The sequence below is a fragment of the Cellulomonas sp. HD19AZ1 genome, from assembly GCF_004535805.1.
Classification (GTDB): domain Bacteria; phylum Actinomycetota; class Actinomycetes; order Actinomycetales; family Cellulomonadaceae; genus Cellulomonas; species Cellulomonas iranensis.
Window position 1 is genome coordinate 305,313 of the sequence record NZ_SPHX01000004.1, and the last position, 12,329, is coordinate 317,641.

General features: G+C 76.8%; 12 protein-coding genes. 7 read left to right on the top strand and 5 right to left on the bottom strand.

The window, feature by feature from the left end:
- Positions 1–51: 51 nt before the first annotated feature.
- From E4A51_RS10075 to E4A51_RS10085, 3 genes are all read right to left on the bottom strand, one after another.
- Complete coding sequence (locus E4A51_RS10075) at positions 52–1,527, bottom strand: PQQ-binding-like beta-propeller repeat protein (RefSeq protein WP_134851646.1); 1,476 nt, start codon at positions 1,525–1,527, stop codon at positions 52–54.
- 53 nt (positions 1,528–1,580) lie between these two features.
- On the bottom strand, positions 1,581–2,993 hold the full coding sequence (locus E4A51_RS10080) for a PQQ-binding-like beta-propeller repeat protein (RefSeq protein WP_167748890.1): 1,413 nt from the start codon (positions 2,991–2,993) through the stop codon (positions 1,581–1,583).
- 486 nt (positions 2,994–3,479) lie between these two features.
- Positions 3,480–4,490, bottom strand: a complete 1,011-nt coding sequence (locus E4A51_RS10085) for an LPXTG cell wall anchor domain-containing protein (protein WP_134851648.1) — start codon at positions 4,488–4,490, stop codon at positions 3,480–3,482.
- Between the two features lie 282 nt (positions 4,491–4,772).
- Here E4A51_RS10085 and E4A51_RS10090 point away from each other — a divergent pair, with 282 nt between their 5' ends.
- Both E4A51_RS10090 and E4A51_RS10095 read left to right on the top strand, forming a co-directional pair.
- Positions 4,773–5,132 (top strand): PadR family transcriptional regulator, encoded by a 360-nt coding sequence (locus E4A51_RS10090; RefSeq protein ID WP_070319203.1) that lies wholly within the window; start codon positions 4,773–4,775, stop codon positions 5,130–5,132.
- The gene (locus E4A51_RS10095; RefSeq protein WP_134851649.1) at positions 5,129–6,136 is read left to right on the top strand and encodes a hypothetical protein; all 1,008 of its coding nucleotides are present in this window, start codon (positions 5,129–5,131) and stop codon (positions 6,134–6,136) included. The genes E4A51_RS10090 and E4A51_RS10095 overlap by 4 nt, the downstream gene beginning before the upstream one ends.
- A gap of 48 nt (positions 6,137–6,184) precedes the next feature.
- On the opposite strand, the gene E4A51_RS10100 is transcribed toward E4A51_RS10095, so the two are convergent.
- Complete coding sequence (locus E4A51_RS10100; RefSeq protein WP_163274864.1) at positions 6,185–6,796, bottom strand: TetR/AcrR family transcriptional regulator; 612 nt, start codon at positions 6,794–6,796, stop codon at positions 6,185–6,187.
- Between the two features lie 97 nt (positions 6,797–6,893).
- Here E4A51_RS10100 and E4A51_RS10105 point away from each other — a divergent pair, with 97 nt between their 5' ends.
- Positions 6,894–7,535, top strand: a complete 642-nt coding sequence (locus E4A51_RS10105; protein WP_240696437.1) for a GNAT family N-acetyltransferase — start codon at positions 6,894–6,896, stop codon at positions 7,533–7,535.
- Positions 7,536–7,586: 51 nt separating this feature from the next.
- On the opposite strand, the gene E4A51_RS18580 is transcribed toward E4A51_RS10105, so the two are convergent.
- On the bottom strand, positions 7,587–7,931 hold the full coding sequence (locus tag E4A51_RS18580) for a hypothetical protein (protein ID WP_179210943.1): 345 nt from the start codon (positions 7,929–7,931) through the stop codon (positions 7,587–7,589).
- A gap of 155 nt (positions 7,932–8,086) precedes the next feature.
- On the opposite strand from E4A51_RS18580, the gene E4A51_RS10115 reads away from it, so the two are divergent.
- The 4 genes from E4A51_RS10115 (at position 8,087) to map (ending at position 12,314) form a co-directional block, all read left to right on the top strand.
- Positions 8,087–8,989, top strand: a complete 903-nt coding sequence (locus E4A51_RS10115) for a LysR family transcriptional regulator (RefSeq protein ID WP_046529720.1) — start codon at positions 8,087–8,089, stop codon at positions 8,987–8,989.
- Positions 8,990–9,223: 234 nt separating this feature from the next.
- The gene (wrbA, locus tag E4A51_RS10120) at positions 9,224–9,823 is read left to right on the top strand and encodes an NAD(P)H:quinone oxidoreductase (protein WP_082131552.1); all 600 of its coding nucleotides are present in this window, start codon (positions 9,224–9,226) and stop codon (positions 9,821–9,823) included.
- 118 nt (positions 9,824–9,941) lie between these two features.
- On the top strand, positions 9,942–11,225 hold the full coding sequence (locus tag E4A51_RS10125) for an APC family permease (protein ID WP_134851651.1): 1,284 nt from the start codon (positions 9,942–9,944) through the stop codon (positions 11,223–11,225).
- 324 nt (positions 11,226–11,549) lie between these two features.
- Positions 11,550–12,314: a type I methionyl aminopeptidase gene (map, locus tag E4A51_RS10130; protein WP_134851652.1), complete on the top strand. Its 765-nt coding sequence runs from the start codon at positions 11,550–11,552 to the stop codon at positions 12,312–12,314.
- Positions 12,315–12,329: the final 15 nt, after the last annotated feature.

Genomic DNA, 12,329 nt, shown 5'->3' on the forward strand with positions numbered 1-12,329 from the left:
CGACGTCCAGCCGTCCCCCGTGGCGCGCACCTCGTGACGCGTCCGGACCGGTCACCGGGAGCCCGAACCCAGCACGGTCGCCGGCCCGTCGGCGGGGCCGTCGCCGGTCGTCGCCACCAGCACGCCCCCCGCCGCGGTGACGTCCTGCACGCCCTCGGGGAGCCGCGCCCGCCACGCCACGGCGCCGTCCGCGCGGTCCAGGACGAGCACCTCGCGGCGCCCGTCCGCGAGCGGACGCAGACCCATCGCCACGAGGTGGGCGCCGTCGGTGACGACCGGACCCTCGCGCACCTGGTCGGAACGCCACACGTCGGCGCCCGTGCGGGCGTCGAGCGCGACCATGCCACCACCCGTCCCCGAGTAGACGCGCCCCGCGAGCACGGCCAGGCCGGAGGCCGCGCCCGAGTCGCGCGACCACAGCTCGTCGCCCGCGGCGTCCAGGGCCGTCAGCCGCGTCCCGTCGGGCGACGTGAGGAGCAGCCCCGGCACGCTGCCGTCGTCGAGGGCCAGCTCGACGACCTCCCCGTCGACCGTCTGCTCGCCGTCGGCGCGGACCACCGTGGTCGGTGCGTTCACGTCCGGTCGGGTGTAGTCGCGCAGCAGGACGGCGTCGTCCCCGTGCTGCAGCGCGAGCGCGCTCTCGGGGAACGGCAGCGTGCGGACCGCCGCCCCGGCGTGGTCGAGCACCGTGAGCTGGTCGCCCGCGCCCGCGAGGACGTGGTCGTCCAGGCGCGCGAGGAACGTGCGCGCACCGGCGGTCGAGGACGGCAACGACGCGTCCCACGCCGCCGCACCGTCGGTCGTGACCGCGTCGACGCGCAGCGCGCCGTCGACGGGCGTGATCGTCACCACCAGGTCACCGACCAGCTCGGACGCGGCGGGAACAGGGTCCGTGCCACTCGTGGTGCGCTCGGCGAGGACCGTCCCGTCGTCCGCGTCGAGCACCACCAGGCGCGAACGCGCCGACACCGGCACGGGCGCGTCGCCCTCGTCGGCGCCGAGCGTCGAGACGGTCTCCACGACCAGGCAGACGACGACGTCCCCGACGTCGCAGCGGCCCGGCGGCAGGTCGAGCACCGTCCCGGCCGGCGGCGCCGACGTCGCGTCGAGCAACGGCACCCGCCAGCGGACCTCACCCGTCGTCGCGGCGCGCGCGGCGACCGCCGGCCCGCGGGGCCCGGGCTCCGTGACGACGACCGCGCCGCCCGCCGTGGTCCCCACCAGGTCGGCCGTCGTCACGCCGTCGGGCAGGGTCCAGAGCGCCTCGGGCGGACCGTCCAGCAGAGGCACCGCGCCCGGGAGCCGCGCGACCGCGTCGAGACGCGCGCGCTCGCGGGCGTCGACGACGAGCTGACCGACGACCGCGCCCGCCACCCCGAGGGTGACGACGAGGGCCAGCACGGCGGCCAGGCGTCGGGGGCGTCGCGGACGCCACCCTCGACCGCTCGCGCCCGTGGTCGTCTGCGCGACCGGGGCCTCGGCCGCGGCCTCGACGACCTCGACGTCCTTCCGTGACGCGTTCCCCATCGCCGCAGGCTAACGAGGCAGCGCCGCGCCGCGGGCGGGTTCGGGGCCCAGGATCAGCCGTCCCCGGCCAGCACGTGGTACGTGGTCGGCCCGTCGTCGGGTGACTCGACCGCGAGCAGGAGCCGCGCCTGCACCATGACCAGATCGGTGCCCACCGGGAGCGGAGCCCGCCACGCGACGGTCCCGTCGTCGCGGCGCAGCGCGACCAGCTCGGGGCCGATGGCGTCGGAGGTCGTGGGATCCGCGAGGCCGAGGAGCAGCCGCCCGTCCGTGACGACGTCCCCCGAGCCCAGCGCGTCCGACCGCCACAGCTCGCGCCCCGTACGGGCGTCGAGCGTGACCAGCAGACCGGGGCCGGCCATGTGCACGCGCCCGTCGAGCACGGTCGTCGAGGTCCGGCTGTCCCGGAACCACGACGCGACGCCGTCGAGGTCCCACGTCCACGACCGCTCGCCGTCGCCGTTCCACGCCTGCAGGGTGCCCGTGTCCACGAGCGTCAGGAGCAGGCCCGGCACGCTGCCGTCGTCCGTGGCCGGGACCAGGGTGCCGTCCAGGTCGACCTCGGAGTCGGCGGTGACGAGTCGGACGCCGGAGGGCGTGGGTGCCGGGCCCTGGAGCGCGCGCACGTGGGCCTCCCACGACGGGACGATCACCACCCGCCCCGTCGTGGTCTGCTGCGCCGACTCCGTGGGAGCCAGCGGTGCCACCCGGAGGTCAGCGCCGTCGGGCCCGACGAGGTGCACGGCCTGTGGGGTGACGAGCGCCGTCCCCGCGTCGAGCGGGCCGACCCAGGCCGACGCGCCCTCGGTCGCGGGTGACTCGAGCGTGCGCTCCCACACGACGCCCCCCTCGGGCGTGAGCGCCCGGACCCGCAGCACGTCGTCGGCGTCGTCCCACACCGCGAGGTCGGCACCGGCCGTCGCGAGGTTCCGCGGCAGCGGGCGCGGCAGCGCGTCGGTGAGGTCGGTGAGCACCCGCCCGTCACGCGCGTCGAGCACGAGCAGACGCGCGACGGTCGGGGGCAGGCTCTGCCACTTCTCGCCGTCCGTGTACCCGGCGGCGTCGGTGGCGAGGCACGCGACGGCGTCCGGGGTCACCGGGTGCGCGACGCACGTCCCCGCGAACCCGAGGATCTCTGCGTCGTCCGGCGCGTCGCGTGCGACCGAGGCGAGCGCCTCGACCCGCCACCGTTCGCTGCCGTCGGTCGCATCGACGGCGACGACGTCGGCGCGCTCGTCGAACCCCGTGCGGATGCTCACGAGGACGTCGCCGACGGGCGCCACGAGCATGTCGAGCCGGCCCTCGGGTGCGGTCCACGCCACGCGGGGCGGACCGTCGAGCGGTGCCGCCACGAACGGCAGGTCGGCGAGCGACGCGAGACGTTGGCGCTCGCGGGCGTCGGCCCGCACGTGGACGACCAGCACCGCCGCGAGGACGGCGAGGGCGGCGAGGGCGGACGTCAGCACCGTGCGACGTCGACGACGTCGGTCGGCGGCAGGTGTCGCGTGTGGTGGCGCTGCGGCGGAGGTCGACAGGTCCGGCGCCGGGGCGGAGCCCGGACGTGTGGTGCCGTCGTCCTCCACGAGGTCGACGTGCTGCATCTGCCCCCTGCGTGCCATGAGGCGCAGGCTAGTGAGCCGGACGCCGCGGCGTGGGTCTTTCGGGATGCCACGTGCGCGGTGCGCGTGCCGGTGCCATGCGCACGGTGCGTCCGGGCGCGCGTCACCCCTCGGCCGGGGGGGGGAGGGCCGAGGGGTGACGGCACCGTGCCGCGCGGGGAAGTGCGGCGGTGCGGACGGGCGCGGGGGGGTGCGCCCGTACGGTCAGCGTCCGGCCGTGGAGGGGGTGGCCGGGGCTGGGATCAGTGCAGCGTCATCACTGCGTAGTGCGTCATCACTGCTCGGTGCGACGCGACTGCTCGGTGCGACGCGACCGCTCAGGGACGAGACTGCTCAGTGCTGCGAGCGGTGACGACGGCGAGCCAGGACGAGCGCGGCGCCGCCGGCGATCGCGGCGACCCCGGCGAGCAGACCGAGCGCGGCCTGCGTGCCCGTGGCGGCGAGCGTGTCGTCGTCGGTCGCGGAGAGCACCTCGGCCCGCTCGGTCGGCGTCGGGGAGGCGGCAGGCGTGGGGGTATCCGCGGGGGCCGGGAGCACCTCGGAGCGCTCGGTCGGCTCGGGGCTGGGCTCGGGGGTCGGCGCGTCGTCGACGTCCTCGGTGGGGGTCGGCTCGGGCGTCGGCTCCTGGCTGGGCTCGGGCTCCGGCGCGACGCTCGGCTCGGGCTCCGGCGTGGGCTCCGGGGTCGGCTCGGGCCGCGGCGCCGGCGGCGTGCACAGCGCGGTGACGTCGACGACCTCGGTCAGGTCGTAGTGGCCGTAGGCCGCGAGGTTGTCGGAGGAGAAGCCGCCGTTCGGGGGCGTGATGACGGTCGGCATGACCTGGGTGAGGTCCTTGCGCTCACCGTCCTTGCCGTTGCCGATGAGGTCGACCTGCAGCCCGAACGCGCCGGGTGCGGCGCAGACCGCGGCGGTGTCGGCGGCGTCGAGGACCAGCTCACGGACCTCGGCGTCCTTGGGCAGGAAGCCCGAGGCGCCGTGCCGTGCCGCGTCGTCCGCGGTCGGCCACGCCCACACGTCGTGCAGCGCGACGCGGTGCTGCTGGCCGCTGTTGGACCAGTTCGCGGGCTTCGACGCGTCGAGCTTCTGGTACAGGAAGTACCCGGTCGCGCGGTCGCAGGCGTAGGTGGACCAGTCGATGGCGCCGCGCGCGTTGCGGGAGACGCAGCGGTCGGGCTGCCCGGGCTTGTCCTTCCCCTTCCACCACGACGTGGAGTGGCCGGAGCCGCCGGACCAGTGGTGGCCCCCGGTGGCGGAGGCCGTGGCGGCGGGCAGGACGACGAGCGTGGCGGCGGACAGCAGGACGACGGGAAGACGGCGGTTCACGGGGGAGGACTCCTCGGCCATGGACGGATGGACGGGTACCCGGCACGGCGGACTCGCCATCGGGCGTATCGGACAATAGAGGCAAACGTGAGGCGTTTGGTGAACTTCTGTCCAGGTTGTGCACGAATCATCCGAACGGCGGCGTTGAGGGTGGTTCGAGGCGGGTGAATCATCGCGTCGACCCCCCGACCGTTGCGCTATGCCCACCCTGTAACGCATGCGTTACTGCAGGTCAGCGACGGTTCGCCGCCTCCCGCGCCGCGCCGCCTACCCATATGTTCGTCGCGAAGATATGGTCGCCTCATGTCTCCCGGTCTCCAGCAGCCCGCCTTCCTCGTCCTGAGCGCCCTCGCCGAGGGCCCGCTGCACGGCTACGGCATCGTCCAGGCCGTCGCGGCGGCGTCCGACGGCGCCGTGACGCTCCGGATCGGCACCCTCTACGGCGCGCTCGACCGGCTCGCCGCGCGCGGACTCGTCGTCGTCGACCGCGAAGAGGTCGTCGACTCGCGGCTGCGTCGCACCTACCGCCTGACCGGCGAGGGCGAGCGCGTGCTGCGCGCCGAGGCGCAGACGCTCCGTGCCCGCGCCGAACGCGCGCTCGCGGCGCTCGGGCGGCGGAGCGCGCCCGGCGCCGACGCGTCGGACGCGGGAGCCACGGCGTGACCGCCCACGGCGCCCCGGTCGAGCTCGCCGAGCGCTACGCGCGGTGGCTGCGGCTCCTGCCGCCCACCGACCGCGCCCGCTCCGCCGACGAGATGCTCGCGACCTACCTCCGCACCGTCCCGCCCGGGCGCCGCCGCCCGACCGTCGCCGACCGCCTCGACGTCGCGCGGTACGCCGCCCGTCGCTGGTGGCACGCGCTCGGGGCACCCGCCGACGTCCGCCCCGAGGCGTCCGCGACGGTCGCGTGGCTCCTGGCCGCGGCGCTCTCGTACGCCGCCGTCCGTGCGCTGGTGCTCGGGGTGGCGTCCGTGCGGGAGGGCTGGTCGCTGAGCGCGCTCGCACCGCTCTCGCCGTCCTGGGCGCTGTGGCCGGTCGTCGTGGTCGCGCTGCTGTGCGGGTCGCGACGCGTCGCGGGGGCGACCGCGGCAGCGGCGGCAGCGCTCGGGGCGGGCGCGCTGGTCGGCGTCGTCGGCGACGGTGAGCGGCTCGTCGCGGTCTACGAGGTCGGCTGGGTCGTCGCGCAGGCCGTCGTCGCCGTCGCGGCTCTGCGGGCCGGTGCGCGCCCGCGGCGCCGCGTGCGGGTCGTCACCGTGCTGGTGCTGGTGGTCGGGAGCGTCCTCGGGCTCGTCACGGCGGCCGACCTCACGGGCGTCCTCCCGTCCGGGCAGCTGGGGCTGCGGCTGGCCGGCGGGCCGGGGGTCTCGGCCCTCGTCGGACCCGCGGCCCTCGCGCTCGTGGCCGTGCTCGGTGGGCGGGTCGAGCGGCACGCGCTGCCGCCGCTCGCCGCGGTGCTCGCGGTCCTGGTCGTGGGTCGCGACGGCGGCCTGCTCCCCGGGTCCACGCGCTGGGTGCCGATGACGGGCCTGCCGCTGGACGCCGCGACGCTGCTGCCCCTCGTCGGCCTTCCCGTGCTCGTGCTCGTCGCCGTCCGCCTCGTCGTCGCGGCCGCGGACCGCGCGGCGCAGCCCCGCCGTGCCGTGCGGCCCGCCGTGCCGGGCGCCTGACGGCCTCGTCGGGCCGCACCAGGTCCCGTCAGGTCCCGTCGCGCGCCGTCAGGCGGGGAGCGCGAGCGACGCGACGGCGCGTGCCAGCAGGTCGACCGACGTCTCGGCGCGGCGGTCGTCCCGGTCGACCACCCACGCCTGGATCACGCCGTCCGTCGCGCTGAGCACGAGCGCCGCGACGTCCGCCACGGGTGCCGCCCAGCGGACGCCCGCGTCCCGCGACCAGGCCGTGAGGCGGTGCTCGACCTCGGCGCGGTAGCGGTCCTGCTCCCACAGCGCGGGGCGCGTGCCGGCGTCGTCCTGCGCGGCCCGCACGAGCTCGGTGAGGTACGCGTCGCGCTCGGGGTCGGTGCGCACGATGTCGAGCTGCGCCAGCAGCGCCTGGCGCAGCGCCGTGGGCACGTCGTCGCTCTCGACGGCGGCGCCCCACGCGGCGGCGGCCCCGGTGAGCTCGCGCTCGACGAGCGCCCGGACGAGCGCGGCCTTCGAGCCGAACGCGTAGTGGAAGATCCCGTGGGGCACGCCCGCGCGCGCCGTGACGGCCCGGGTGGTGAGGCCCTTGAGCCCGTGCTCGCGCAGCACGTCGACGGCGGCGTCGAGCAGCTGCGCACGGCGTTCGTCGGCGGGCCGGTGCGTCCCAGCGGTGGGTCCCGTGCTCATCCCGTGAGCGTACCGAGAATCTTGGCCGCACGACTTGGTCATATGGCCAAGATCGACGTACGGTGAGGTTCCGCAGCGCCCGGCACGAGGAGGACCCGTGATCGTCATCGCCCCCGCCGCACCCGGCGACCTGCCCGCCGCCGTCGACCTGCTCGCCGACGTCTTCGTCACCGACCCCGTGATGGCGGTGGTCGTCGGCGGAGCGCCCGACGACCGGGACGCGCGCCTGCGGCACCTGCTCACCGCGCTGCTGGCGCCGGCCGTCGCCGACGGGACGGTCGACCTCGCGCGCCGCACGGGCGACCCCGACGTGCTCGGCGTCGCGTGCTGGGAGGCGCCCGGCGCGCCCGTCAGCACGGCGCGGCTCGCGGCCCGGCTGCCCCGCCTGCTGCGCGCGGGCGGACCGACGGGCCTGCTGCGGGCCGCGCACGCCAAGCGCGTCATGGACCGCCACCGCCCCCGGCGCCCGCACTGGTACCTCGAGTGGATCGGCGTGACCGGCGCCGCCCGCGGCCTCGGCGTCGGCGCCGCTCTGCTGGGCGCACGGCTCGCGCACGCCGACGCGCGCGACGTGCCCGCGTACCTCGAGTCGTCGACCGAGCGGAACCGGCGCCTCTACCGGCGCCACGGGTTCGTCGACGTCGCGCCCGTCCGCGGCCTCGCGGGCGCCGCCCCCATGGCGATGTGGCGCCCGACGGCGTCCGAGCGCGCGGCCGCCGCGGCGGTCACGAGCGTCTGACGTCCGCCGCAGGTCGCGGCCGCGTCGGGTCGGCGGCGTGGTGCGTCGGCGTCAGGCGGCGAGGTCGACGACCACGGGTACCGCCGGCGTGAGGGTCGCGGGGGCCGTGGTCGGCAGCGTCACGACGGCGTCCCGCGCCTCCGCCCGCCGGCGCGCGCGCCGCCGCAGCGCGACCACGACGGCGTGCAGTCCGACGACGCCCCACACGAGGTTGGTGACGAACGACGGCCACACGCCGCTCGCGGCCGCGACCGTGCCCATGAGGGCGCCGGACACGACGTTGGCGAGCTGGTAGCGGCCGGAGGACGGCGCCCAGGTGCCGCGCGTGACGAGGACGTAGGCGACGAGGCACGTGACCGCGCCGAGCCAGCCGAGCGCGGTGACGAATGCGGACACGGGCGTACTCCGAGCAACGAGCAGAGGGGTGGGGGAACCGCGTGGTCGGCGTGGCCGTGGCCCGCGCGGTGACTCCAGTGTGGGGCTCTCCGGGGTTCAGCACAATCGAACTGGACTGCACCAGGGGTTCAGTGGAACTGAACTACTCTGACCCTGTGACGACCGACCCCCGCCGCCTCGCCGTCCTCCTCGCCGTGCACCGTGCCGGCGGGGTCCTCGCGGCCGCCGACGTGCTGCGCGTGACGCCGTCGGCGGTGTCCCAGCAGATCGCCCGGCTCGAGGCCGAGGAGGGCGTCGCCGTGCTCGACCGCGGACCCCGCGGCGCGACGCTCACCGCCGCCGGGCGCGTGCTCGCCGACGCCGCCGAACGCATCGAGGGCGAGCTCGTCGAGGCCCGCAAGGCGCTCGCCGCGCTCGGCGGCGAGCTCGCCGGCCGGGTCACCGTCACCGGCTTCCAGACCGCGCTGCGGGCCGTCGTCGCACCCGCGCTCGCGACCCTCGCCGAGCACCACCCCGGCGTCGACCTGGTCGTCGAGGAGCGTGACGCGACCGACGCGCTGCGCCGTCTGCGCGAGGGCGACGCGGACGTCGTGCTCATCGAGCGCGACGAGGACGCCGACACCCACACGCCCCGCGGGCAGCGCGACGTCGTGCTGCTCGAGGAGCCCTGGCGCGTCGTGCTGCCCCCGCAGGTCGCCGTCCCCACGCAGCTGTCCGACCTCGCGGGCGCGACCTGGCTCGAGTCCGAGCCGGGCACCGCCGCGGCCCGCGCGCTCGCCCGCGTCGCGGCGCAGGTCGGCACGCTCACCACGCGGCACGTCTACTACGACTTCGACGTCGCGCTCGCGCTCGTCGCCGCCGGGCAGGGCATCGGCATGCTGCCCGCGCTCGCGCTGCAGGGCGACCTGCCCGAGGGCGTCACCGTCGCGACCGTCCCCGGGCTCGGCTCGCGCCGCCTCGTCGCACGCCACCGCGCGACCCGGCACGAGCCCCGTCCCACCGTCGCCGCGGTCGTCGACGAGCTGCTCGCGTCCGCGTCCGCCCTCGACCTCGCCTGACCCGCCGTCGCCCACCTACCCCCGGTCCGCTCCTGCCCCGCCGGCCCCCGCCCACCCGCTCACTTCGGCGAGCGCGGTACTCGTGCGTCGAGTGCGGTACCCACGAGTGCCGCGCTCGACGTGCCTCTGCCGCGCTCGGCGGGTGCGTGCCGCGGCCGGTGGGGGTCGAGGTGCGTGCGCACCGGGGGCGGGTGAGGATCGGTGGACCGCCAGCCGTCGAGAAGGAGCTGCTCCGTGGTCAACGTCGCGATCGTCTACTACTCCGCCAGCGGGACCGTCCAGGCCATGGCCGAGCGCCTCGAGCAGGCCGCGACCGCGGCCGGTGCGCAGGTGCGGCGCCGGCACGTCAAGGAGATCGCGCCCACCGAGGCGATCGACGCGAACCCGGCGTGGCGCGCGCACGTCGACGCGACCGCCGACGAGCCCGTCGCGACCCCCGACGACCTCGTGTGGGCCGACGTCGTGCTGCTCGGCAGCCCCACCCGGTTCGGCAACGTCACCAGCCAGTTCCAGCAGTTCGTCGACACGCTCGGGCCGCTGTGGGCCGAGGGGAAGCTCGCCGACAAGGTGTACTCGGCCTTCACCGCGACGCAGACGGCGCACGGCGGCCAGGAGGAGACGCTGCTGTCGATCCACACCGCCGTCATGCACTGGGGCGGGATCGTCGTCGCGCCCGGCTACACCGACCCGCTGAAGTTCGCCGACGGCAACCCGTACGGCGTCTCGCACGTCACCGGCCCCGACAACGACGCACCGCTCGGCGACGCGCAGCTCGACGCGCTCGACCACCTCGCGCAGCGCGCGATCTCCGTCGCGGAGAAGCTCGCGGGCTGACGCCGGGCCTCGACGCTGCGCGTCGCAGCCGCCCGCGGCCGGCGCCGCCGCGTCGCCCGACCACCGGGGTTCACCGTCCCGCGGCGCGGCGGCCACCCGCGTGCCCTACAGTCCGCGCGTGACCAGCCCCGCCCTCGCGCGCCGACTCGGCCTCACCGACGCGGTCGTGATCGGGCTCGCGGCGATGCTCGGTGCCGGCGTGTTCGGCGTGTGGGCGCCGGCCGCGCAGGCGGCGGGTGCGGGGCTGCTCGTGGGCCTGGTGGTCGCGGGCGCGGTCGCGTGGGCCAACGCCACGTCGACGGCGCGGCTCGCGGCCGCGCACCCCGTCGCGGGCGGCGTCTACGCGTACGGGCGTGCCGAGGTCGGACCGTGGTGGGGGTTCGTCGCGGGGTGGTCGTTCGTCGTCGGCAAGACCGCGTCCTGCGCGGCGATGGCGCTGACGTTCGCCGCGTACGCCGCACCGTCCGCGTGGCAGCGGCCCGTCGCGGTGGGCGCCGTGCTGCTGCTCGTCGCGGTCGACCTGCTGGGGGTGACGCGCACGGCACGGGTCGCGCGCGTGCTCGTCGTCGTCGTGCTCGTGGCCCTCGCGACCGTAGTGGCCGCAGGTGTCGGCGTCGACGCCCCCGCGGGCCTGCCGCCCGTGGCCGACGTGCTCGTGGCGGGGCCCCTCGGCGTGCTCCAGGCCGCGGGGCTGCTGTTCTTCGCGTTCGCGGGGTACGCGCGCGTCGCGACGCTCGGCGAGGAGGTGCGCGACCCGGCCCGCACCATCCCGCGCGCCGTCGCCGTCGCGCTGGTGACCGTCCTCGCGGTCTACGCCGTGCTGGGTGCGGTCGTGCTGCACGCCCTGGGCGCCGACGCGCTCGCGGCCTCGCGCGCCCCGCTCGCGGACGTGGTCGCGGCCGCCGGGTGGGACGCCGCCGCACCGGTCGTGCGGGTCGGCGCCGCCGCCGGCAGCCTCGGCGCGCTGCTGGCGCTGCTCGCGGGGGTCGGACGGACCACGCTGGCCATGGCGCGCGAGCACGACCTGCCCGGGTGGCTCGCGGCCGTCGCACCCGGCCGGGCGACGCCCGCGCGCGCGACCGTCACGGTCGGGCTGGTCGTCGCCGTGCTCGTCGCACTGCTCGACCTGCGCGGCGCGATCGGGTTCTCGTCGGCGGGCGTGCTGCTGTACTACGCCGTCGCGCACGTCGCGGTGCTGCGCGGCCGCACGTGGCGCGGCCCGCCGGCGCGGCGCGGGGCGACCACGGTGTGGTCGGTGCGCGTCCTGCCGGTAGCCGGGCTGGTGGGCTGCCTCCTGCTCGTCGTCACGCTGCCGCCGTCCGCGCTGGTCACGGCGCTGGGCGTCGTCGCCGTCGGCGTCGTCGTGCGCGGGCTGCTGCGTCGTCGCGCGACGACCCCCTGAGCCGCCGTGCCCGAAAGCCCGGAAAACCCGTTGGCGGCCCCGCGGACGCGGCGTAGCGTCGTCGGTACACGGAGAGGAGGTGGTCCGAGACATGAAGTACTTCCGGACGCGTGAGGTGGCTGCCCGCTAGCCGCCCGAGACATCGGACGGACCGCGAAGATCCGCAGGTGCCCCGCCGGACCACCCGGCACGGGCGGCAGCGAATCCCCGCAGTCACCGCAGCCCGTGGGAGCCGCGACCTCGTCCCTCGCGGCAGGGCCCCGTCAGGGGTTCCGGCCCACGGGCTGTTCCCTGCCCGCACACCGGCGGTGGCAGGCTGGGGGCGTGGCCCTCAAGACCCCCGCCGAGATCGAGCAGATGCGTCCCGCCGGGCGGTTCGTCGCGCACGTCCTCACGTCGTTGCGCGCGTACGCCCAGGTCGGCATGACGACGAACGACCTGGACGCGCACGCGCGCGGCCTCATCGAGGAGGCCGGGGCGCGCTCGGTGTACCTCGGCTACCACCCGAGCTTCGGCGCCATGCCGTACCCGGGGGTGCTGTGCACGTCGGTCAACGACCACGCGCTGCACGGCCTGCCGTCGGACCGGGTGCTCGCCGACGGCGACGTCCTGAGCATCGACTTCGCGTGCGACGTCGAGGGCTGGGTCGCGGACTCCGCGCTGACGTTCCAGCTCGGCACGACGACGCCCGAGGCGCAGCGCCTCATCGACACCACCGAGCGCGCGCTCGCGGCGGGCATCGCCGCCGCGCAGCCCGGCGCCCGCATGGGGGACGTGTCCGCCGCGATCGGCCGCGTCGGACGGCAGGCCGGGTACGGCATCAACACCGACTTCGGCGGTCACGGCGTGGGCCGCACCATGCACGAGGAGCCGCACGTCCCCAACGACGGCCGCGCCGGGTCGGGCCCGCGCCTCAAGCCGGGCCTCGTCATCGCCATCGAGCCGTGGTTCATGGCCGGCGGCAGCGGCTACGTGGTCGACGACGACGGCTGGACCATCCGCAGCGCCGACGGCTCCACCGCCGCGCACGCCGAGCACACGGTCGCGATCACGAAGCGCGGCCCGCTGGTGCTGACCGCGCGGGACTGACCACGCGGGCCTGAC

Excerpts from the sequence above, each read along its gene's own strand:
- E4A51_RS10085 (WP_134851648.1), bottom strand. The coding sequence starts at position 4,490 with ATGGCCGAGGAGTCCTCCCCCGTGAACCGCCGTCTTCCCGTCGTCCTG.
- E4A51_RS10100 (WP_163274864.1), bottom strand. The coding sequence starts at position 6,796 with ATGAGCACGGGACCCACCGCTGGGACGCACCGGCCCGCCGACGAACGC.
- E4A51_RS10090 (WP_070319203.1), top strand. The coding sequence starts at position 4,773 with ATGTCTCCCGGTCTCCAGCAGCCCGCCTTCCTCGTCCTGAGCGCCCTC.
- E4A51_RS10075 (WP_134851646.1), bottom strand. The coding sequence starts at position 1,527 with ATGGGGAACGCGTCACGGAAGGACGTCGAGGTCGTCGAGGCCGCGGCC.